Origin of the sequence: Streptomyces sp. NPDC059008 (assembly GCF_042749045.1) — a bacterium.
GTDB lineage: Bacteria > Actinomycetota > Actinomycetes > Streptomycetales > Streptomycetaceae > Streptomyces.
Genome location: NZ_JBHYJC010000051.1, coordinates 18,172 through 40,266, shown reverse-complemented (window position 1 = coordinate 40,266; position 22,095 = coordinate 18,172). Strand labels below are relative to the sequence as shown.

At 72.2% G+C, this 22,095-nt stretch carries 15 protein-coding genes; 4 read left to right on the top strand and 11 right to left on the bottom strand.

Features of this window, described 5'->3' with window-relative positions; all coding sequences use genetic code 11:
* Positions 1 to 2: 2 nt before the first annotated feature.
* On the bottom strand, positions 3 to 419 hold the full coding sequence (locus ACFWZH_RS34295) for a VOC family protein (protein WP_384440477.1): 417 nt from the start codon (positions 417 to 419) through the stop codon (positions 3 to 5).
* A gap of 10 nt (positions 420 to 429) precedes the next feature.
* On the bottom strand, positions 430 to 858 hold the full coding sequence (locus tag ACFWZH_RS34290; protein WP_384440475.1) for a helix-turn-helix transcriptional regulator: 429 nt from the start codon (positions 856 to 858) through the stop codon (positions 430 to 432).
* 390 nt (positions 859 to 1,248) lie between these two features.
* Between ACFWZH_RS34290 and ACFWZH_RS34285 the strand changes: the two genes are divergently transcribed.
* Entirely contained in the window at positions 1,249 to 3,636 is a 2,388-nt protein-coding gene (locus ACFWZH_RS34285; protein ID WP_384440472.1) for an ATP-binding cassette domain-containing protein, read from the top strand.
* Positions 3,637 to 3,725: 89 nt separating this feature from the next.
* On the opposite strand, the gene ACFWZH_RS34280 is transcribed toward ACFWZH_RS34285, so the two are convergent.
* The 5 genes from ACFWZH_RS34280 to ACFWZH_RS34260 form a co-directional block, all read right to left on the bottom strand.
* Positions 3,726 to 4,184 carry a cyclic nucleotide-binding domain-containing protein gene (locus ACFWZH_RS34280; RefSeq protein WP_384440470.1) on the bottom strand — a complete coding sequence of 153 codons (459 nt, stop codon included), beginning with the start codon at positions 4,182 to 4,184 and terminating at the stop codon, positions 3,726 to 3,728.
* Between the two features lie 110 nt (positions 4,185 to 4,294).
* Entirely contained in the window at positions 4,295 to 7,177 is a 2,883-nt protein-coding gene (locus ACFWZH_RS34275) for an NHLP bacteriocin export ABC transporter permease/ATPase subunit (protein WP_384440500.1), read from the bottom strand.
* A 10-nt stretch (positions 7,178 to 7,187) separates the two neighbouring features.
* On the bottom strand, positions 7,188 to 9,479 hold the full coding sequence (locus tag ACFWZH_RS34270; RefSeq protein ID WP_384440467.1) for an NHLP family bacteriocin export ABC transporter peptidase/permease/ATPase subunit: 2,292 nt from the start codon (positions 9,477 to 9,479) through the stop codon (positions 7,188 to 7,190).
* Positions 9,476 to 10,282: an HlyD family efflux transporter periplasmic adaptor subunit gene (locus ACFWZH_RS34265; RefSeq protein ID WP_384440465.1), complete on the bottom strand. Its 807-nt coding sequence runs from the start codon at positions 10,280 to 10,282 to the stop codon at positions 9,476 to 9,478. The genes ACFWZH_RS34270 and ACFWZH_RS34265 overlap by 4 nt, the downstream gene beginning before the upstream one ends.
* 177 nt (positions 10,283 to 10,459) lie before the next feature.
* Positions 10,460 to 10,675, bottom strand: a complete 216-nt coding sequence (locus ACFWZH_RS34260) for a type A2 lantipeptide (RefSeq protein WP_384440462.1) — start codon at positions 10,673 to 10,675, stop codon at positions 10,460 to 10,462.
* Between the two features lie 769 nt (positions 10,676 to 11,444).
* Here ACFWZH_RS34260 and ACFWZH_RS34255 point away from each other — a divergent pair.
* On the top strand, positions 11,445 to 12,476 hold the full coding sequence (locus ACFWZH_RS34255; protein WP_384440459.1) for a PHP domain-containing protein: 1,032 nt from the start codon (positions 11,445 to 11,447) through the stop codon (positions 12,474 to 12,476).
* Between the two features lie 12 nt (positions 12,477 to 12,488).
* Here ACFWZH_RS34255 and ACFWZH_RS34250 read toward each other — a convergent pair whose 3' ends face one another.
* The 4 genes from ACFWZH_RS34250 to tdh form a co-directional block, all read right to left on the bottom strand.
* Complete coding sequence (locus ACFWZH_RS34250; RefSeq protein ID WP_384440497.1) at positions 12,489 to 13,835, bottom strand: chloride channel protein; 1,347 nt, start codon at positions 13,833 to 13,835, stop codon at positions 12,489 to 12,491.
* Between the two features lie 91 nt (positions 13,836 to 13,926).
* Positions 13,927 to 14,835, bottom strand: coding sequence for a LysR family transcriptional regulator (locus tag ACFWZH_RS34245; RefSeq protein WP_384440456.1), 909 nt, complete (start codon positions 14,833 to 14,835; stop codon positions 13,927 to 13,929).
* 33 nt (positions 14,836 to 14,868) lie between these two features.
* Positions 14,869 to 16,086: a glycine C-acetyltransferase gene (locus ACFWZH_RS34240; RefSeq protein ID WP_384440453.1), complete on the bottom strand. Its 1,218-nt coding sequence runs from the start codon at positions 16,084 to 16,086 to the stop codon at positions 14,869 to 14,871.
* Positions 16,087 to 16,240: 154 nt separating this feature from the next.
* Complete coding sequence (gene tdh, locus ACFWZH_RS34235) at positions 16,241 to 17,269, bottom strand: L-threonine 3-dehydrogenase (protein WP_384440450.1); 1,029 nt, start codon at positions 17,267 to 17,269, stop codon at positions 16,241 to 16,243.
* Between the two features lie 374 nt (positions 17,270 to 17,643).
* On the opposite strand from tdh, the gene ACFWZH_RS34230 reads away from it, so the two are divergent.
* Positions 17,644 to 19,107, top strand: coding sequence for a S1 family peptidase (locus tag ACFWZH_RS34230; protein ID WP_384440447.1), 1,464 nt, complete (start codon positions 17,644 to 17,646; stop codon positions 19,105 to 19,107).
* Between the two features lie 172 nt (positions 19,108 to 19,279).
* Positions 19,280 to 22,087, top strand: coding sequence for a hypothetical protein (locus ACFWZH_RS34225; protein WP_384440444.1), 2,808 nt, complete (start codon positions 19,280 to 19,282; stop codon positions 22,085 to 22,087).
* Positions 22,088 to 22,095 lie beyond the last annotated feature (8 nt).

Genomic DNA, 22,095 nt, shown 5'->3' with positions numbered 1-22,095 from the left:
GCTCACCCGCGCAGCGGCTGGGTGAAGCGCAGGAGGTTGCCGGCGGGGTCGCGGAAGGCGCAGTCGCGGACGCCGTAGGGCTGGTCCATCGGCTCCTGCAGCACCTCGCCGCCCGCGGCGCTGATGCGCTCGAAGGTGGCGTCGCAGTCCTGCGTCGCGAAGATGACGCCGCGCAGCAGGCCCTTGGCCATCAGCTCCGCCATGGCCTGTTTGTCGGCCGGTGAGGCGTTCGGGTCGGCGAGCGGCGGCTCCAGCACGATGTTCACGTCCGGCTGCGCGGGCGCCCCGACGGTCACCCAGCGCATCCCCTCGAACCCGACGTCGTTGCGTACCTCGAGGCCGAGCACATCGCGGTAGAAGGAGATCGCCTTGTCATGGTCGTCGACGGCGATGAAGCACTGGGAAAGGGTGATGTCCATGCCGTGCACGCTACGGCCCGGCGGCGCGGCCCGCTTCTCCGTTCCTGACCGGTCTGGTGTGGATCTTGGCGATGCAGGCCGGGATGGCCGCGCCATGATCATGACTGCGGGCCCGGTAGGCGCTCGGGCTCTCGCCGACCAGCTGGGTGAAGCGCGAGCTGAACGACCCCAGCGACGTACAGCCGACGGCGAAGCAGACCTCGGTCACACTGAGGTCGCCGCGCCGCAGCAGCGCCTTGGCCCGCTCGATGCGGCGGGTCATCAGGTAGCCGTACGGCGTCTCGCCGAAGGCGGCGCGGAAGCTGCGGGAGAAGTGGCCCGCCGACATCAGGGCGCCGTGCGCCAGCGCCGGGACGTCGAGCGGCTCGGCGTAGTCGCGGTCCATCCGGTCGCGGGCCCGCCGCAGCCGGACGAGGTCGTCGAGGTCCTGCCGTTTCATCCGACGATTTTCCCACAGCGCCCGAGGTCGGTGATCAGGCGCCCGGACGGTGCGGTGGGGCCGTCGTCGTCCGTCACGGGCAGGTGAGGGGAGCGATCGGGGCCGGACCGATCAGGAATCGAGAAGCGGTGGCGACCGAGCCGGATCTAGGGTCTGTCCGATGGGTCAGGGTCGGAAAGGCCGCGGCGTCTGGTGCGGTGCATCGCAAGGCGCCGGAGCGTCTCGATAGCGGAGCTCTCGGGACGTTTCGGCAACGCCGCGAGGTGCCGCACCAGGCGCCGCGGACCCGGCCATGACCCATCGGACAGGCCCTAGCCTGATCGTCATGGCCGTGCGCGTCGCGTGGCCGGGTCGCGATGGCTCCACCGACCGCCCACGACAGAGGAGACGATGAGCATGGCCAAGAGGACGGACCCGCGGTCGCCCGCACCGCACATCGCCGACAGCCACGAGATGATCCGGGTGCACGGTGCCCGCGAGAACAACCTCAAGGACGTCAGCATCGAGATCCCCAAGCGCCGGCTGACGGTGTTCACCGGTGTCTCCGGCTCGGGCAAGAGCTCGCTGGTGTTCGACACGATCGCCGCGGAGTCGCAGCGGCTGATCAACGAGACCTACAGCGCCTTCGTGCAGGGCTTCATGCCGACCACGGCCCGGCCCGAGGTGGACGTACTCGACGGGCTGACGACCGCGATCTCCGTCGACCAGCAGCGGATGGGCGGCGACCCCCGCTCGACGGTCGGCACCGCCACCGACGCCAACGCGATGCTGCGCATCCTCTTCAGCCGGCTCGGCAAGCCGCACATCGGCCCGCCCAGCGCGTACTCCTTCAACACCGCCTCGGTCCGGGCGAGCGGTGCGATCACCGTCGAGCGCGGCGCCAGGAAGGCGGTGAAGGCGACCTACCAGCGCACCGGCGGGATGTGTCCGGGCTGCGAGGGCCGGGGCTCGGTCACCGACATCGACCTGGCGCAGCTGTACGACGACGGCAAGTCGCTCAACGAGGGCGCGTTCACGATCCCCGGCTACACCGGGGGCGGCTGGAACTCCCGGCTCTACATCGAGTCGGGCTTCTTCGACCCGGACAAGCCGATCCGCAGGTTCACCAAGAAGGAGCTGCACGACCTCCTGCACCGCGAGCCGACCAGAATGAAGATCGCGGGCATCAACATGACGTACGAGGGGCTGATCCCCCGGGTCCAGAAGTCGATGCTGTCCAAGGACAGGGAGGCGATGCAGCCGCACATCCGGGAGTTCGTCGACCGGGCGGTCACCTTCACCACCTGCCCCGACTGCGAGGGCACCCGGCTCAGCGAGGGGGCCCGGGCGTCGAAGATCAAGCGCGTCAGCATCGCGGACGCCTGCGCGATGGAGATCAGGGACCTGGCCGAATGGGTCCGCGGCCTCAGGGAGCCCTCGGTGGCGCCGCTGCTCACCGCGCTCCAGCAGACCCTCGACTCGTTCGTGGAGATCGGGCTCGGCTATCTCGCGCTCGACCGGCCCGCGGGCACGCTGTCGGGCGGCGAGGCGCAGCGCGTCAAGATGATCCGGCACCTCGGCTCCTCGCTCACCGACGTCACCTATGTCTTCGACGAGCCCACCTCGGGCTTGCACCCCCATGACATCCAGCGGATGAACGCTCTGCTGCTGCGGCTGCGGGACAAGGGCAACACGGTCCTCGTCGTGGAGCACAAGCCCGAGGTGATCGCGATCGCCGACCACATCGTCGACCTCGGCCCCGGCGCCGGCGCCGCGGGCGGCACCGTCTGCTTCGAGGGCACCGTCGAGGGCCTGCGGGCCGGCGGCACCGTCACCGGCCGCCACTTCGACGACCGGGCCGCCCTCAAGGAGACGGTGCGCGAGCCCACCGGCGCTCTGCGCATCCGCGGCGCGACGGCGAACAACCTGCGCGACGTCGACGTCGACATCCCGCTCGGGGTGCTCGCCGTCGTCACCGGTGTCGCCGGCTCCGGCAAGAGCTCGCTCCTGCACGGGTCGATCCCGGCCGACGGCGGTGTGGTGTCGGTCGACCAGGCCCCGATCCGCGGCTCGCGGCGCAGCAACCCGGCGACGTACACCGGACTCCTCGACCCGATCCGCAAGGCGTTCGCGAAGGCCAGCGGCGTGAAGCCGGCGCTGTTCAGCGCCAACTCCGAGGGTGCCTGCCCCACGTGCAACGGCGCCGGGGTCGTCTACACCGACCTGGCGATGATGGCCGGCGTCGCCAGCCCCTGCGAGGACTGCGAGGGCAAGCGGTTCCAGGCTTCGGTGCTCGACTACCACCTGGGGGGCCGTGACATCAGCGAGGTCCTGGCGATGTCGGTGACGGAGGCCGAGGAGTTCTTCGGCGACGGCGCGGCGCACACGCCGGCCGCCCACCGGATCCTGCGGCGGCTGGCCGATGTCGGGCTCGGCTACCTCACCATCGGCCAGCCGCTCACCACGCTGTCCGGCGGCGAGCGGCAGCGGCTCAAGCTGGCCACCCACATGGCCGAGAAGGGCGGCGTCTACGTCCTGGACGAGCCGACCGCCGGGCTGCACCTCGCCGATGTCGAGCAGCTGCTCGGACTGCTCGACCGGCTCGTCGACGCCGGCAAGTCGGTCATCGTCATCGAGCACCACCAGGCGGTCATGGCGCACGCCGACTGGATCATCGACCTCGGGCCCGGCGCCGGCCACGACGGCGGCACGATCGTCTTCGAGGGCACACCGGCCGCTCTCGTCGCCGCCCGCTCCACCCTCACCGGCGAGCACCTCGCGGCCTACGTCGGCGCCTGACCGGGGCCGGGCGGCCCCCGTGGGACGGGTTCCGCCGTCCGGTGCGGAAGCGGCGGTCGCCGGTCACGACCCGGTGGCCGCCGCCGGGCTCATGGGTCCGGTCCGCTGCCCTGGGGGCCGTAGAGGTCGAGGAGCCGGGTGCGGGTGCCGTGCAGCCGGTCGGCGACCGTCTCGGCGACATAGCGGTACATCTCCCGGCCGAGGATCGGATCGGACTCGCACAGGGCGCGGACCACGCCCGCGTCGAACTCCACCGCCTCCACCGGGCCGACGGTCTCCGCTCCCAGGTGCCACAGGTAGGGCGGGAACAGCCAGGACCAGCCGAGCAGTTCGTCGCGGCCGAGGGTTTCGACGACCGCCGCCCGGCGTCCGGGGACGCGCTGGTCGAGCACGACCTGTCCACTGCGGATGATCCAGAACCGGTCCGCCCGGTGGCCCTCCTCGAAGACCCGGGTGGCGCGCGGCAGCGACACCTCCCGTGCGACGTCGGTCAGCCGCCGGCGCCGGTCCGGTGGCAGCGCCTCGAACAGGCTGCGCGCTGTGGCCATCTCATCCTCCGTCCGCTGCACTGCACGATATGCGGTGTTCTGCGGGGAATCGGGGAACGGCTCGGCCCGGCGGGGCCGTCCGCCCCTCGGGGACGCCGCCGGCCCGCGGCTCAGGCCAGCTGACGCCGCACCAGGTCGTGCAGCCGGCCGCCGGTGTCGGCGAGCAGCTCGGCCGGGGCGCCCTGTTCGACGATCCGGCCCTCCTCCATCACGATCACGCGGTCGGCGTCCATGACCGTGGTCAGCCGGTGGGCGATCACCAGCCGGCTGGCGCTGAGCCTGCGGGTGCTGTCGATGACGATGCGCTGCGTCTCGTTGTCCAGGGCGCTGGTGGCCTCGTCGAAGAAGAGGATCCGGGGGCGGCGGACCAGCGCCTGCGCGATCATCAGCCGCTGGCGCTGGCCGCCGGAGATCGCGCCACCACCGGAGATCATGGTGTGCAGGCCCATCGGCATCCGCTTGATGTCCTCGGCCAGGCCCGCCATCTCGGCGGCCGCCCAGGCCTCCTCCTGGGTGAAGGCCTCCGCGCCGCAGATGCAGTCCAGGATGGAGCCGGTGAGCGGCTGGGCGTTCTGCAGCACGACCCCGCACTGGCGGCGGACCGCGGCCTGGTCCAGGGCGGCGAGGTCCTGCCCGTCGTACAGGACGCTGCCCGAGGAGGGTCGCTCGAAGCCGATCAGGAGCCGCAGCAGGGTCGACTTGCCGCATCCGCTGGGCCCCACCACCGCGACGAACTCTCCGGGCCGGACCCGGAGCGAGACGTCGTCGAGGACGAGCGGGCCGTCGTCGGTGTAGCGGAAGGAGAGCTTCTTGGCCTCGATGCCGCCGGAGAGCGTGCCGGGCTGGGCGCTGGCGCCGCGTACCTCGGGCGCCTCGTCCAGCACCGGCTTGATCTGCTCGAACATCGGCAGCGCGGCGGCGGCCGCGACGAACGCGCCGGTGATCTGGGTGACCGAGGTCAGCAGCATGGTCACCGCGGTGTTGAAGGTGAGGAACGAGGCGGCGGACATGGTGCCGCGGGCCGGGCCGGCCAGCAGCATGAACAGGGTCAGCGAGCACAGCGGCAGATAGACCGCGTTCAGGACGGTGGTCAGGTTCTTGATCCGGCCGGCCTTCTGCTGGAGCTCCCGGGAGCGGGCGAACTCCCGGGCCCAGGCCGCGTACGCGAAGCTCTCGGCCGCCGCGACCCGCAGCTTGGGCAGCCCGCGCAGGGTCTGGAACGCCTGGTTGTTGAGCTTGTTGCCGAGCTTGACCAGCCGCCGCTGCCAGCGCAGCTCCCACAGGCCCATGGCGAGGAACACCGCCGCGATGACGAGCAGCATGCCGATCGCGGCCAGCGCCAGCGGCACGCTGTAGACCAGCAGCAGGACGAGGTTCATCGCGCCGACCGTCGTGGACTGCACCGCCACCGGGCCGACGCCGGACAGCACCCGCCGGACGGCGCTGATGCCCATCGCCGCGCTGGCCAGCTCGCCGGTGGAGCGCTCGGTGAAGAACTTCGTCGGCAGCCGCAGCAGCCGGTCCCAGACCGCCGGCTGCAGCGCGCTCTCGATGCGGCCCTCCAGCCGGAGCACGGTGAGGTTCTGCAGCAGCATGAAGGCGGCGGAGACGATGCTGGTGACGACGACCGCCAGGGAGACCTGAACGATCAGGCTGCGCTCCGCGGCGGGTACGTACACCCCGAGTACCTGGCCGGTCGCGAGGGGGACGAGCGCGCCGAGGCCGACCGTCACCAGTCCGCTCAGGGCCAGGTTGCGGACGTCCGTCCGGGTCCCGCGCAGGCTGAAGCGCATCAGCCGCCACATGGTCAGCGGCCGCTCGGGCAGCGGGCGGTAGAACATCACCGCGCGCGGCTCGAACTCCTCGGCGTTGTCCTTGCCGATGCGCAGCCGCAGTCCGGAGGCCGGGTTGACGGCCTCGTAGCGGCCGCGGCGCCACAGCAGCGCCACCGGGGCGCCGGACTTGGCGCGCTGTCCCACCAGCGGGCCGGTGTTCGTCCGCCACCAGCTCCCGGCGAGCCTGACCGCCCGGGTGCGGATCCGGGAGGCGACCGCGATCCGTTCGACCGGGGAGACCCGTTCGTTGACCGGGCCGCCCTTCGGGGGCTCGGTCAGCGTGATGCCGGCCGCCTCGGCGACCGTCCGGCACACCGCGAAGGTGGCGTCGTCGCCGCCCCGTCCCGGCCCGTCACCGCCCCGCCCGGAGCGCTCCGGGCGGCCGATGGAGGCCAGCAGCGCCTGGTCGGCCCGCTCGCGGACGGCCTCACCGGCCTTGATGCCGGCGGCGGTGCGGTCCTCGTGGGCGCGCTCCAGCTGCTCGATCCAGCGGTCGACGGCGGACAGCAGCCGGAACTGCTGGTTGACCATCTGCTGCCACAGCTCGGGGTCCACCAGCAGGTCGCCGGCCGCCTCCGCGCTGTAGGAGGCGCCGTACTGCACGCTGCCGGGCGGCACCGGCATCCACAGGACGTCGTCGTCGGCCACCGCGTCGTCGCCGGGCCGGCCGTCGAGCGGTGCCTCGAAGAGCACGCCCGAGCTGCGGGCCGTGCCCAGCGCGAAGGCGTGTTCCAGCGGGGAGGGCGCCTCGTGGCCGTACCCTCCTTGCGCGCCGTACTGCGCGAAGGCCCCGGTGTCCTGGTACTCGCCGTACGGCGCGTAGTCGTACCGGGGCAGCTCGCGCAGCGGGATCCGGCGCAGCGAGCAGTCCTGCGAGGGCCGGCCGAGCAGGGTGCGCTGGGGTCCTTCGACGGGGCCGAGCAGCAGGGTGCCGGCTTCGAGCCGGCCGAGGAAGTGCCAGTGTCCGGCCGCGGCGGCGTCGACCGCGAAGAGGTCCAGCGCACCGCCGGTGACCAGCCACAGCACCTGCGGCCCTTCGAGCGGAACGCTGCGCAGGCCGGTGCAGTCGACGGGCGCGCCGAGGCCGCCCAGCGCCTGCGTCACCGCGTCGGTCGCACCCGGTTCCGCGGCCGGGGACGAGGAGACGGGCGGGGGCATGGCTGACACGTCAGTGCTCCTTGACCAGCTCGGCGTACGCGCCCCCGGCGGCGACCAGGTCCTCGTGCCGGCCTCGTTCGACGACCACGCCGTGGTCGAGGACCACGATCTCGTCACTGTCGCGGACGGTGCTCAGCCGGTGGGCGATGACGACGCAGGCGCAGCCGCGCCGTCGCAGGTTGTCCATGATGATCTGCTCGGTCTGGGCGTCCAGGGCGCTGGTGACCTCGTCGAGGACCAGGATGCTGGGGCGCCGGACCAGGGCGCGGGCGATCTCCAGCCGCTGCCGCTGCCCGCCGGAGAAGTTGCGGCCGTCCTGTTCGACGCGGCTGTGGATGCCGTCGGGGCGCCGGGCGATGACGTCGTCGTAGAGGGCGGCGTCCTTCAGGGCGGTGACGACCGCGTCGTCGGGGAGGGAGGGGTCCCACAGCGCCACGTTGTCGCGGACGGTGCCCTCGAAGAGGAAGACGTCCTGGTCGACGAAGGAGACGGAGGCGGCCAGCGCGCTGCGGGAGAGGTCCTCCAGACGCTGTCCGTCGATGCGGATGGTGCCTTCCCAGGGGCTGTAGAGGCCGGAGATCAGCCGGGAGACGGTGGACTTGCCGCTGCCGGAGCCGCCGACGAGGGCGACCTGCCGGCCGGGGCCCACCGCGAGGGAGAAGCCGGTGAGCAGCGGTTTGTCCAGCGGGCTGTAGCCGAAGGTGATGTTCTCCAGCGTCACGTGGCCGGTGAGCCGACGGGTGCCGCCCGCCGTTCCCGGGCGCGAGTAGAGGGTGTCGGCGGGGAAGGACTCGACGTCCTTGAGGCGGGCCACGTCGGCGGCGAAGTCCTGGATCCGGCCGGCGACTCCGTTGAGCCGGGTGATGGGCGCGGTGAAGCGGGTCACCAGCGCCTGGAAGGCGACCAGCAGGCCGATGGAGATATGGCCCTCGACGGCCCGCATGCCGCCGATCCACAGGATCAGCGCGCTGTTGAGGGTGGCGAGGGTGGGGGCGACGACGGCCAGCCAGGCGCTCGGCACCCCGAGCCGCTGCTGTTCCTCCAGCGTTGCGGCGTGCTGGCCGGCCCAGCGGCGGAAGTAGCCGTTCTCCCCGCCGGTGGCCTTCATCGTCTCGATGAGCTGCAGGCCGGTGTAGGAGGTGTTGGTGAGCCGGGCGGTGTCGGCGCGCAGCTTCTGGGTGTGGGTGGCGCGCAGCCGGACGACGATCCGCATCGCGACGACGTTGAGCAGCGCGATCCCGATGCCGATGACGGTCAGCTGGGGGTCGTAGCTCCACAGCAGGAGCGCGTAGAGGACGACGACGATGCCGTCCACGCCCGCGGCGGCGAGGTCGCGGGCCAGGGTTTCGGCGACCGCGTCGTTGGACTGCAGCCGCTGGACCAGGTCGGCGGGGCTGCGCTGGGCGAAGAAGGTGACCGGCAGCCTGAGCAGATGGCGCAGGAAGCGGGCGCTGGTGAGGGTGGAGGAGATGATCCGGCCGCGCAGCAGGTTCGCCTGTTGCAGTCCGGTCAGTACGGCGGTGAGCACCACCATCGCCGCCATCGACGCGAAGAGCGGCCCCAGCAGCGAGGTCTGGTTGCCGATCAGGAACATGTCGATGTACGTACGGCTGAGCGCGGGCACCGCGGCGCCGACCGCGACCAGCAGCAGGCTGGCGAGCAGCGCGGCCAGCAGGGTGCCGGTGGTACCGCGCAACCGGGCGGGCACGGCGCCGAGGACGCCGGGTTTGCGGCCGCCCTTGCGGAAGGACTCGGACGGCTCGAAGACCAGGGCGACGCCGGTGAAGCTGGTGTCGAAGTCCTCCGTCGCCACGAAGCGGCGGCCCTTGTCGGGGTCGTTGATGTGGACGCCGCGGCGGCCGAGGCGGCGGCCCGTGCCGTCGTAGACGACGTAGTGGTTGAACTCCCAGAAGAGGATGGCCGGTGCCGTGACCTCGGCGAGCGCGGCCGGTTCCATCTGCATGCCCTTGGCCGTCAGGCCGTAGGAGCGGGCCGCCTTGAGCAGATTGCTGGCGCGGGAGCCGTCGCGGGAGACGCCGCAGGCGATCCGCAGCTCTTCGAGCGGGACGTGCTTTCCGTAGTGGGCGAGGACCATGGCCAAGGACGCGGCCCCGCACTCCACGGCCTCCATCTGCAGGACGGTGGGCGTGCGGACGGTCTTCGGCTTCCCGGTCTTCGGTGCGGGCGGCGCACCGCGCCGGGTACGGCGGGTGCCGGGCGCGGGCTCGGGACGGTGCCGGCCGCGGCCGGGCGGCGGGAGTTGCTGCTGCCGGGCGGCGGCGGAGTCGTGGGGTGCGGTCACGGCAGCAGCCAATCGACCGGGTGCTGCGCGGCCAGGTGGACCGCTCCGGTGGCCAGCGTCATGGAGTCCACGGCGTAGGGCGGCCCGCCGGAGGTCGACCAGGCGTAGCCGGACTTGTTCTGCGGGGCGGCGTCGAGCCGCACCAGGACCGCGACGGGCGGGCCGGCTTTCGAGAACTGCTCACCGAGCTGGCTGTTGCCCAGGAAGGCGCCGATCCGCTGGCGGGTCTGGGCCATCCGGCCGACGGCCTGGACCCGGCCGCGCAGCACGCCGTACCGCTGGTTGGGCACGGACTGGACGGTGAGGTCCACCGGGGCGCCGACGGGGACGGTGGCGCCGCTTTCGGCCGGTACGTACAGCGTCGCCGTCAGGTGGTCGTCGGCGTGTGCGACGCGTTCCACGGAGGCCACGTCCGCTCCGGTGGTGACGACCGAGCCGATCGTGGCGACCATCGTGGTCAGCCGTCCGGCGGCCAGGGAGCGTACGACGGTGGTGCCCTGCGCGGTACGGACCTTCAGGACGGGGGCGCCGGCGGCCACCCGTCGGCCCTCCTCGGTGAATACGGCGGTGACCTGGCCCGCGACGGGGCTCTGCAGGACGTAGCTGCCCTGGCCGTAGGTGAGGATTCCGGGTGCGTCGAGGGTGGCGGAGACGGTTCCGGTCACCGCCCAGACGGCCGCGGCGATCACGACGAGGACCGTGACGATCAGCACGAGCCAGCCCTGTGGCCGGGCGAAGCGCACCGGCAGGTCGATCTCCTCGGGCGACTGCAGCTTGGAAAGGGCCTGTTGGCGGAACTGCACGACACTCTTCCCTCAACTGCGGTGTTCTGTCAGACGGATGGCGGCCGGGTGCCCCGGGGCCCGGACGAGCCGGGCGGATCCGGGGCACACGGCCCGGCAGGTCGGCAAGGAGGGGGCGCCGACCTGCCGTTGTCACCGTTCAAAGCCGGCTGTGCCGCTCAGCGGCACAGAGGGGGCTCAGAGACCGGAGACGAGGCCCGTGACGGCGCCGGTGTTCACGCCGGTGGTGCCCTGGACCAGGCCGGTGACCTCGCCGACGAGCGGGGAGACCGGGGCAACGGAGTCAACGGTGCCGCTCACGGAACCGACCACGCCGCCGACGAGGCCACCGGACACGTTGTCCAGGTCGGCGTCGGAGATTTCCTGGGTCTGAACCTGGGGGGTGGAGTTCATGATGTTTCCCTTCGGATGAATATCTCGAAAAAGCTGCGGCCGAACCGTCCGGTGGGCTGGTCCGACCACGGCAGCGGGAGTCCGGGCCCGAAATCGGGAACCGTTGGTGTGACTCCCGCAGTGCGAAGGATCAAAGCATGCAGGCGCGTTGTGCGGCTAATCCGACTTCCGTCGAACCGAACGTCGAAGCTCCGCCGAATTACGTGTCGTGCACGCACATCCATGAATCGGTGGCAGCTTCTTCACAACTCCTGCGGTTTCCTCTCCGGGGATGCGTCGCACCCTCGTTCGACGAACAGGACATTCCCGCATCAAACCGATGACGCGCAGGTCAGCGCAGGTATCTGGCGCCGGAGTCCGTGTGCCGACTGCACATTCGGTGTGCAGATTCCTTGAAGGCAGTCAATTTTTACGGCACTTGACCACCCGCCGGCTCCAGAACTCCACAGGCCATCCCCAACGAACCCCGCCGAATGTTGCAAGAGCTTTAACTGCGCCCGATTCACCCAGATTTCCCGCCCCGGCATTGCGGCCGTAGAACGTATTGAACGGAATCATCAGCACTATCCGTGCGTCATTCCGAAGCAATCGGATCGACCGCATCGAGAACGGACATAACCGCATAACGGCACGGCTTCCGACTCGGCGGAAAAGGGCGATTTACCGCCGGTATCACCCCGGTGGCAGCCCGCTTCCGGGTGGGGCACCGTGAAGGGGACCCGGCAACGGGGACCTGAAGGGCCGGGCACGCCGGGAAGGAGCCGCCTACGTGGAGCCCGTCGAGGCGCTGGAGCGCATCGCCTTCCTCCTGGAGCGCCAGGGGGCGGCGACCTACCGCGTACAGGCCTTCCGCACCGCCGCCACGACGATCGCCGCCCTTCCTGACGACGAGGTGCGCACCCGCGCCGACAACCACTCGCTGGGGCGGCTGAAGGGACTCGGGCCCAAAACCACCCGGGTGGTCGAAGAGGCGCTCGTGGGCGTGCGGCCCGAATACCTCGCCCGCCTGGAGGACGAGGTGGGCGGCCCGCTGGTCGAGGGGGACGGGGGAGCCCGGCTGCGGCAGGCGCTGCGCGGCGACTGCCATCTGCACTCGGACTGGTCGGACGGGGGCAGCCCGGTCGAGGCGATGGCCAGGGCCGCCCGCGACCTCGGTCACGACTGGTGCGCGCTGACCGACCACTCCCCCCGGCTCACCGTCGCCCGCGGACTGACCGCCGAGCGGCTGCGGCGGCAACTGGCGCTGGTGGCGGAGGTCAACGAGCGACTGGCGCCGTTCCGGCTGCTGACCGGGATCGAATGCGACATCCTCGACGACGGCACCCTCGACCAGGAGCCGGAACTCCTGGCCCAGCTCGACGTGGTGGTCGCCTCGGTGCACTCCAAGCTGCGGATGGACAAGGCACCGATGACCCGGCGGCTGCTGGCCGCGGTCCGCAATCCGCTGGTGGACGTCCTCGGCCACTGCACCGGGCGGCAGATCACCGGCAAGCCGCGCCCGGAGTCACAGTTCGACGCCGACGCGGTGTTCGCGGCCTGCGCCGAACACCACACGGCCGTGGAGATCAACTGCCGTCCCGACCGCTTCGATCCCCCGCGCCGGCTGCTCCGTCAGGCGCTGGCGGCCGGGACCCTGTTCGCCATCGACAGCGACGCGCACGCGCCGGGCCAGCTGGACTGGCAGATCTACGGCTGCGCCCGCGCCGAGGAGTGCGGCGTACCGGCGGACCGGGTCGTCAACACCTGGACACGGCGCCAGTTGGCCACCTGGACCAACACCGGCCGCACACCGCGCCGGTGAGCCGACGACCGGTCAGGCGGGCGGCGGCGCGGCGGCGGGCGCGACCGGGGTGAGCCGCAGCACCACGACGTACGCGACGACCACCGCGACGATCACCAGCGGCATGACCGTGAGCCCGTTGCTGCCCATCAGCAGCGTGGCCAGCAGCACCGAGCTCATCGGCAGCCGGAGCATGGCCACCGCCATCGCCCCGACCCCCATCGCGAACGCCGGGGTGAGCGACAGGCCCGGCAGATGGGACAGCGCCACACCGCCCGCCTCCCCGATGAACAGCGCCGGAAAGATCGGACCGCCCCGGAAGGCGCTCAACGAGGCGCAGTACGCCAGGCTCTTGCACAGCACGAGCATCAGCAGCACCGCCACCGAATAGCCGGCGCCACCGTGCACCAGCGACCCCAGCGCCGACTGCCCCGAATAGAGCACCTCGGTGGCGGGCTTGCCGGTGGCCGCCGCGAACCCGACCGCCAGCCCACCGACCACCAGGCCCATCAGCACCGTCGCGGGCAGCCGGTGCCGCGCGACGCGTGCCTTCAGCAGCCGCGCGAGCCGCCGTACACCGGTCGCGAGGAACGCGGCCGCCAGCCCGATGACCACGGCCCAGCCGAACTCCCCGGCCATCGGCTCCGCGGCCGTGGGGACGTCGTCCAGCGCGAGCGAGTACGTACCGAGGCCGGTCCAGTCCCCCAGCCCGGTGAAGATCAGGGCCCCCAGGCCGGACGCGAGCAGGCCGGGCAGCAGCACCATCCCCAGCATCGGACCGCCCAGCCCCACCACCTCCATCAGCAGGAAGGCGCCCAGGAGCGGGGAGCCGAGCAGGGCGCTGATCGCCGCGAAGCTGCCGGCGGCACCCACGACGGGCAGGGTCCGCTCCGGCAGGCCCAGGTTCATCAGCCGTACGGCACACATGGCCAGCCCGCCGCCGAGGGCGATCAGCGGCGCCTCCGGGCCGAGCACCACGCCGAAGCTGAGGGACGCCAGGGCGGCGAGCACGATGCCGGGCAGGGCGGCGGGCGGCGGTGCGCCGCCGAGCGCCAGCCCGTCGGCCGGCTCATGGCCGCCCTTGCCGGGCAGGTAGCGGATGATCGGCCCGACCAGCAGACCGGCCACCGCGAGCATCGACACCGGCCACCACAGCGGTGTCCCGGCGAAGCCCAGCGCCCGCGGCAGATCGTGCTCGATCAGCGGTTCCAGGGCATGGACCAGCGCGAGGAAACCGAAGGAGGCGGCGCACACCGGTACGCCGATCACCGCCGCCACCAGCAGAAGCTTCAGATACCCGCGGGTGCGCACCAGCGCGTAGGGATCCTGCGGCACCGTGGCCGGCGCCTCGCCGACCGGGCCGGTGGGGCCGACCGCCATCGCCTCGCCTCCTCGCCGCCGCGACGAGCCTGCCACGGCCGACTCACCTCGGCGGGCACGACGCGGGGCCGGACACCCGAACGCCGCGATCTCACCCCTGCGCGGCCGCGGCCTCCTGGAGGGCGGCCAGGACCGGGCGGAACAGCGGATGCTCCTCGGCTCCACGGCGTACCGCGGCGAAGACCCGGCGGGTGGGCACCACCCCGTCGACCGGCCGGACCACCACCCCCGTCAGGTCCACATCGCGCAGGGCCGAGCGGGGCACGAGGGCCACGCCGGCCGCGGCGGAGGCCAGGGCGACCACCGCCCGGAAGTCGTCGGAGGAGTGCTCCAGGCGCGGCTCGAATCCGGCGTACTCGCAGGCCAGGACGACCACGTCATGGCAGGGGTTGCCCTGGTACGGGCCGATCCAGGGGTCCTCGGCGAGATCGGCGACCGCCACCTGTTCCGCTTGTGCCAGGCGGTGGCCGGTCGGCAGTACGGCGTCGAACGGCTCGGCGTACAGCGGCAGACGGGTCAGCCGTGGGTCGTCCGCGCGGGGCGCGCCCCGGTATTCGACGGCCACCGCCACATCGACCTGCCGGTCGAGGACCATCCGCAGGCTGGCGTCGCCCTCGGCGTCCTGGACGCGGACCTGTATGCCGGGCGCGGAGCGGGCGAGGGCGGTGAGCGCGGGCGCGACGACCAGGCCGATGCCGGTGGCGAAGGCCGCGACGGTCACCGTGCCCGCCTCGCCCGAGCCGTACGCGGCCAGCTCGGACTCGGCGCGCTCCAGCTGGGCCAGGACCGCGTTGGCGTGGGAGAGCAGGATGTCGCCCGCGGCGGTCAGCCGCACACCGCGGGCGCTGCGCTCCACCAGGCGGTGGCCGGTCTCCTGTTCCAGGGCGGCCAGCTGCTGGGAGACCGCCGAGGGCGTGAGATAGAGCGCGGCGGCCGCGGCGGTGACCGTGCGGTGGTCGGCCACCGCACGCAGGATGTGCAGCCGTCGTGCTTCGATCATGCGGCTATTTTCGCAGGCCGCGCCCGCTGGTCTTCACACGCCGGAAGCGGGCTCCGCCTCGGCCGCCATGTCGGACCGCGCCGCCACGAAGGCGTCCACGGCGCGGTGGACGTCCTCGGTGGAGTGGGCGGCCGACAGCTGTACGCGGATGCGCGCCTGGCCCTGCGGGACCACGGGGTAGGAGAAGCCGATGACGTACACCCCGCGCTCCAGGAGCAGCTCCGCCATCCGGGCCGCCTCCGACGCGTCACCGATCATGACGGGGGCGATGGCGTGGTCGCCGGGCAGGACGTCGAAGCCCTCCTCGGTCATCCGGGAGCGGAACAGCGCGGTGTTCGCGTTCAGCCGTTCGCGCAGGTCGCCGGCCGACTCCAGCAGGTCCAGGACCGTGAGCGAGGCGGCGGCGATCACTGGGGCGAGCGAGTTGGAGAAGAGGTACGGGCGGGAGCGCTGGCGCAGCAGCGCGACGATCTCGGCGCGGGCCGCGACATAGCCGCCGGAGGCGCCGCCCAGGGCCTTGCCGAGGGTGCCGGTGATGATGTCGACGCGGTCCATCACGTCGTGGAGTTCGGGGGTGCCGCGGCCGCCGGGGCCGACGAAGCCGACCGCGTGCGAGTCGTCGACCATCACCATGGCGCCGTAGCGGTCGGCCAGGTCGCAGATCTCGCGCAGCGGCGCGACATAGCCGTCCATGGAGAAGACACCGTCGGTGACGATCAGCTTGCGTCCGGCGCCCTCGGCCTCCTTCAGCTGGCGCTCCAGGTCGGCCATGTCGCGGTTGGCGTAGCGGAAGCGGCGGGCCTTGCACAGCCGGATGCCGTCGATGATGGAGGCGTGGTTGAGGGCGTCGGAGATGACCGCGTCGTCCGGGCCGAGCAGGGTCTCGAAGACGCCGCCGTTGGCGTCGAAGCAGGAGGAGTACAGGATGGTGTCCTCCTGGCCCAGGAAGCCGGCGATCCGCTGCTCCAGCTCCTTGTGGACCTCCTGGGTGCCGCAGATGAAGCGGACCGAGGCGAGGCCGTAGCCCCAGCGGTCGAGCGCTCCGTGGGCGGCCGCGACGACCTCGGGGTGGTCGGCGAGGCCGAGGTAGTTGTTTGCGCAGAAGTTGAGGACCTCGCCGGGGTTGCCGCCCGCGGTGACCGCGACGGTGGCGGACTGCGGGGTGCCGATGACGCGCTCGGGCTTGTGCAGTCCGGCGGCGCGGATCTCGTCGAGGGTGCCGCGCAGTTCGTCGCGTACGGAGTCATACATTGGGGTGCTCCTTGAGGGTGCGGTGGGCGAGTGAGCCAAAGGGGCGCGCCGGTGTCGAGAGGCCGGCCGCGCGGAGGCCCGACGGAGGAGGGCTGAGCACGGTCGGTCTCTCGACACCGGCTTTGGCGCCCCGGAGGCGAACCGAGCCTAAAATTCAAGCAGTCCAGTCGAGGATGATCTTGCCGCTGCGGCCGCTCGCGGCGTCGTCGAAGGCGGCGTCGAAGTCCTGGTACGGGTAGCGACCGGTGATCACGGGTGCCAGGTCGAGACCGCCCTCCAGCAGCACCGACATCGCGTACCAGGTCTCGAACATCTCCCGGCCGTAGATGCCCTTGATCGTGATCATGGAGGTGACGATCCGGGCCCAGTCGACGGCGAAGTCCTGGGCGGGCAGGCCGAGGACGGCGATCCGGCCGCCGTGCGTCATGTTGGCGATCATGTCGCGCATCGCCTCGGGCCGGCCGGACATCTCCAGGCCGATGTCGAAGCCCTCGCGCAGCCCCAGCGCGCGCTGCCCCTCGGCGATCGTCGCGTCGGCGACGTTGAGGGCGAGGCTGACGCCGACCTTGCGGGCGAGTGCCAGGCGCGACTCGCTGACGTCCGTGATCATGACATTGCGGGCGCCGGCGTGCCGGGCGACGGCCGCGGCCATGATGCCGATCGGTCCGGCGCCGGTGATCAGTACGTCCTCGCCGACCAGCGGGAACGACAAGGCGGTGTGCACGGCGTTGCCGAACGGGTCGAAGACGGCGGCGATGTCGAGGTCGACGGGGCTGCGGTGGACCCACACGTTGCCGGCGGGCAGCGCCACGTACTCCGCGAAGGCGCCGTCCCGGCCGACGCCGAGGCCGACGGTGGCCCGGCACAGGTGGCGGCGGCCGGCCAGGCAGTTGCGGCACTTGCCGCAGACCAGGTGCCCCTCGCCGCTGACCAGGTCGCCGGGCTTGATGTCGGCCACCTCGCGGCCGGTTCGCACCACCTCGCCGACGAACTCGTGGCCGATGGTCAGCGGTGTGGCGATCGACTGCTGCGCCCAGCCGTCCCAGGCCCGGATGTGCAGGTCCGTACCGCAAATACCGGTGCGCAGGACCTTGATCAGTACGTCACCCGGCCCACAGTCCGGCTCGGGGACCTCCGTGAGCCACAGTCCCGGCTCCGCCTTCTGCTTGACCAGTGCCTTCACCGCGCCGGCTCCCGTGGGTAGGTAAGAGTGCTGTGACCTGCCGGGAGGCGTATATCGGCCACCCGGTCTCGATCTAGAAATCTTCCGTATGCCGGGCTTCTGGTCCATCGAGGTTTTCTTAAGCAGGGCCACAGCTGCCCTTTACGCCCCACCGGACCCGGGGCTCCCTGCGGTCGCGGAGCCCGGGGAGTGTAGGGCTTCGCCAACGCGAACGGCGGAATTCATCACAGGTTGAGTGGCCGTGAGACCGCAGTGGGCGGCGCTACGTAGGACTGGGTGAGCAACTCGCACGGGTGCTGACGCGACGCACCGCGGCCTCCCGTGTGCTTCGTCCCTGTGCGTCCCTGGAGGTCAGTGAATTGAGCCACCGACATGTGAACAAGCGGACGGGCGTCGTCGCCGGGGCGGCCGCGGCCGCCATCGCGGCCGCGGCGATCCTGCTCCCCGACGCCAATGCGAGCACGGACCGGCCACCGGTCCCCCGGACGTTCGGCGCCCACGCGGCCACCCAGCTGGCGACGTCCCTCAAGGCGGACCTCGGGGACCAGGCCGCCGGCTGGTACCTGGACGGTGCGAACGGCCACCTCGTCATGAACGTCCTGTCGGAGGACGACGCCGAGAGCGTCCGGGCCAAGGGCGCGGTCGCCAAGGTCGTCCGCAACAGCATGACCGCGCTGAAGGCCGGCACGCAGACCCTGCGCGAGACCGCCGCGGTGCCCGGCACGGCGTGGTCGATCGACCCGAAGACCAACAAGATCGTGGTGCTGGCCGACAGAACGGTCACCGGCGCCAAGATGGCCACGCTGACCAAGGCCGCCGGCGGTATGCGCGAGCTGGTCACCGTCAAGCGGTCCCAGGGCGAGTTCCAGCGGTACGACGGCGGGGGCGCGGGCAGCGCCGCGGGCAGCGGAGGCGCGGGCGGGAACGCCGGCGGGAACGCGGGCGGCGCGAATGCGGGCGGTGCCGCGGGCGGCGGGAACGCGGGTGGTCAGAACGCCGGTGGCGCCGCGGGCGGCGGGGACGCCGGAGGCGGCGGCGCGGCCGCCGGGCCGATCGGCGGCAGCGCCATCTTCGGCGGCAACGCCCGCTGCTCCCTGGGCTTCAACGTCACGGTCAAGGGCGCCCCCGCGTTCCTCACGGCGGGGCACTGCGGCAACGACTCGCCGACCTGGTCGGCGGACCAGGGCGGCGGCCAGCCGCTGGGCACGGTCGCCGACTCCAAGTTCCCCAAGACCGACTTCGCGCTGGTCACCTACGACGACACGGCCGCCCAGCCGCAGAGCGCGGTCGACCTGGGCAACGGCAGCACCCAGCAGATCACCAAGGCCGCGGAGGCCGCCGTCGGCATGAAGGTGCAGCGGTCGGGCTCCACCACCGGCCTCCACGACGGCACCGTCACCGGCCTGGACGCCACGGTGAACTACGGCAACGGCGACATCGTCAACGGCCTCATACAGACGGACGTCTGCGCCGAGCCCGGCGACAGCGGCGGCTCGATGTTCTCCGGCGACTCGGCCGTCGGACTGACCTCGGGCGGCAGCGGCGACTGCACCCAGGGCGGCGAGACCTTCTTCCAGCCGGTCACCGACGCCCTGGAGGCCACGGGCGCCGAGATCGGTGCCGCAGGCGGCGGAGGCGGCGCGGACGCCGGAGCACAGGATGCGGGCACCGGTACGGAGGACCCCGGCACCGGCACCGAGGACCCGGGCACCGGCAGCGGTGCGGACGACCCTGGCACGGCCACCGAGGACCCGGGAACGGGCACCGAAGACCCCGGCGCGGGCATGGACGACCCCGGCGCCGACCCCGGCATGAGCGGTGGTGATGCCCTGAACTGACCACTCACTCCCGGAGGTTCGCCTTCCGCGACGGCCCCGCCCACCCCCCTTATCCCCTGTGGGCGGGGCCACTGAGAACCACGAGACCCCTGGGCGAGGCGGAACCATAGCGACCGCCGACGGAGCGGTGCCAGAATGACCGGCCCTACTCCGACCCTTCCTCAGGGGCACCATGGCGTCGAACGAACTCGATTCCCATACCCCCGTCACCCCCGTGATCCCGGTCTTCCACGGAGCCGGGCATCTGCTCCGTCTGATAGCCGACCTGGTCCGCAGGCCGCGCCGCCGGGAGTGCCCGGAGCCGGTGCGGCACCGCGGAGTGGCCCAGGGACGCGAGGGCCTGCCGGTGGTCTGCCTGGTCGGCGGGGACGACCACGCCCAACTCGCCAAGGGCATCAGCCACTTCCTCGGCCACGCCGACCCCCGCCGGGTACCGCACGTACTGCACGACCTGCAAGCCGGTGCGCAGCCCGCCGACCCGGAGTCCGTCGACGCGGTGCGCCGCACCCTGGAGCGGCTGGCGCAGGGCTTCGCCCTCAGCGTCAACGGCAGCGACGGACGGGTCCGCTTCCGCCGGTTCGGGCTGGTCAACTGGCTGGCCCAGGTCGGCGCCGACAGCGGCCGGAGCCATCCGGGCGATGTGGAGGGCAATGACCACACCCTGCTGCAGGCCCTGCGGGAGCGGGAGTTCCGGCGCCGGCGGCTGTTCGGGCTGCTGCGCTCCCCGGAGACCGAACTCGCGGTGGACGGCAAGGTGCCGTGGTGGGTGTGGCTGTTCGCGGTCCACGTCTTCCCGCTCGCCTGGTGGCGGATCCGCCGCGGCCTGGGCCGCGAGTACCGCTGGCTGCTCAACCAGCCCTACCTCGCACCGCGCGACCCGGGCACCTTCACCGGGTTCGCCGAGCGGCTGACCGCGCCCCACAACGAGGTCGAAGACCCCGAGCAATTACGGAAGTTGATGGTCAACGCGTTCCTGGAGGATCTGCGCATCGCCTTCCGCCGCCGCATCTGGCGGCCCCGGACGGCCCGGCGCACCGCGTACTGCGTGGCGCTGCTGGACGGCCTGGGTCCGGACAACTGCGGCTATACGCTGCTCCGGACGATCATCGACGTACGCAACGAGACCGGCGCCTTCGACCCGCTCCTGGTCGTCGCCTGCGGCGCCGAGCCACCCGCCGAGGGCACCGGCGTCCGCGCCGACTGGGGCCGACGTGAGCTGTGGCGGCTCTCCGACCGGCTCTACGGCGGCTGGCGGGACACCTTTCTGCACCAGGGCCGGGCCCGCAACCGCGCGCCCTGGTACCTGCCGGTCAGCGTGCCCCGGCTCATGCCGCCCACCGAGGAGAGCTACGAGCTGACGCGGCGGCTGGAGGTCGCCCAGGACGCCCGGCTGCGGATCCCCGAACCGCCGCTGTGGGCCCGCCGGATGGTGTCGGTGGTGGCGGCCTGCTCCGCGGTCTTCGCGCTGCTGGGGACGGGCGGGCTGGTGCTGGGCGCCGAGAGCGGCTACCGGCAGGCGCACTGCGGTCTGAGCCGGTTCGACGAGGACGCCGGCACCCTGCTCACCGCGGAGACCGGCGAGTGCATCGGGGTGGCACGGCACGGCTTCACCTTCCACTCCCCCGACCCGTCGCTCGACCGGACCCTGCAGACCATCTACGCCCAGAACACCCGCGCCGAGGAGGCGCACCAGGCGGCGCCGGAACGTCCCTTCGTCACCCTCGTCCATCTGTCCGCGCTGCTCAGCGTCTCGGGCAAGCCCTCGGGGCAGCTCGCCTACGGGCGCGAGGCGCTGCAGGGCGCGGCGAGCGCCCAGTCCCGGCAGCTGCGCAGCACCGGTGCCACCGAGCCGATCCTGCGGATCTTCCCCGCCAACGCCGGGTCGGGGATGCGCTTCGGCACGCGGGTGGTGGACATCCTGGAGCGGCTCCAGCAGCAGGACCCCTCCCTCGTCGGGGTCACCGGGCTCGACCAGAGCCGGGAGGCGACCAACCGGACGATCCGGCGGCTGACCGCTGTGGGGCTGCCGATGGTGGCCACCACGCTGTCCGCGGACACGCTGGTGCGGCAGTCCCCGATGTACTTCCAGGTGTCGCCGCAGAACACCCGTGAGGCGGAGGTCGCCGCGGCGTACGTCGACCACCTCGTGGGACGGAGCGCGGGCAGGTCGGCCCGGCATGTGCGGATCATCGGTTCCGCCGATCCCAGCGACACGTACAGCAAGACGCTCGGCGACGATGCCGCCAAGCGCTTCCGGGCCCGCGGGTTCCAGGTCGAGCGGACGGTGTTCACCCCGCCCCCGCCACCGGGTGAGGATCCCTCGTCCGACGCCCCCGGCCCGGGGACGGTCGGCCAGCGAAGCTGCTCCTACGAGGGGGTGGTGTTCTACGCGGGGCGCTCGGAGGACTTCGAGGCGCTGCTCGGCGGGATCAACGAGTCCTGCAACTCCGATCCGCCCACGCTCATCGGCGGCGACGACGTGGCGCGGCTGGCCGCCGACGCGGACCGGCGCGAGCACTACCCCGGAATCCCCTACGACTTCCTGGACTTCACCCTCGGCTCGGCGCACTGCGACGGCACCAGCGAGCTGTACGCGGAGCTGAGCCGGCTCTTCCCCGACGAGTGCGCGAAGGTCCCCAACTCCTCCCTGGACGGCCATGCGGCGCTCGGCTTCGACGCCGTCAAGCTGTACATCAACGCGGTCAAGCAACTGCGTGAGGAGGCCGCCCAGATGCCGCTGACACCGCCCGCGGTGTGGCATGCGATCAGCGGCGTCCACGGCGACGCGGCGCTGGACGGGGAGAGCGGGATCATCAGCTTCGGCGGTGATGTGGACCGCCAGGTCCCGTTGGACAAGCTGCTGTCGGTGCAGCGCATCGACGGTGTGGGCCGGCCGACCCAGGCCGGGTTCTGCGGCCGGGTCGGCGGGAAACGGCAGTCGGCGTGGTGCCCGCCGCTGGAGCCGGAGCAGGGCCGCTGAGGTGGCGG